General features: G+C 49.2%; 1 pseudogene. It reads right to left on the minus strand.

The features are described 5' to 3' along the window. Positions 1-382 (minus strand): annotated as a pseudogene (locus tag ACEWB7_RS18755) (NAD-dependent malic enzyme); the annotation flags it as partial.

Below are 382 nucleotides of genomic sequence, written 5' to 3' on the forward strand. Positions count from 1 at the left end.
GCAGAATATCGTCCATATTGTGCCGGTTCTGGTAAGAGATAAACACGCCGCGTGAACGGCGGTAGATCTCAGAAAAACGCTCACAGGCTGCGCCGACGGTTGGGGTATAAATAACAGGCATCATCTCATCAAGATGATTGTTTACCAGACGGTAGAAGAGGGTTTCGTTAGTGTCCTGGATGTTACGCAGGTAGATGTGTTTGTCGATTTCGGTTTTGAATCCCTGATACTGGATCCATGCTCGTTCCGCTTGTTCTTCGATGGTTTCGACCACTTCCGGCAGTAACCCCAGCAGGTTGAAGTTACGGCGTTCTTCCATGCTGAAGGCACTGCCTTTATTCAACAACGGAAATTCCAGCAGTACAGGGCCAGCGTAAGGGAT

The organism is Acinetobacter sp. NIOH-H-8 (assembly GCF_046635365.1).
GTDB lineage: Bacteria > Pseudomonadota > Gammaproteobacteria > Pseudomonadales > Moraxellaceae > Acinetobacter.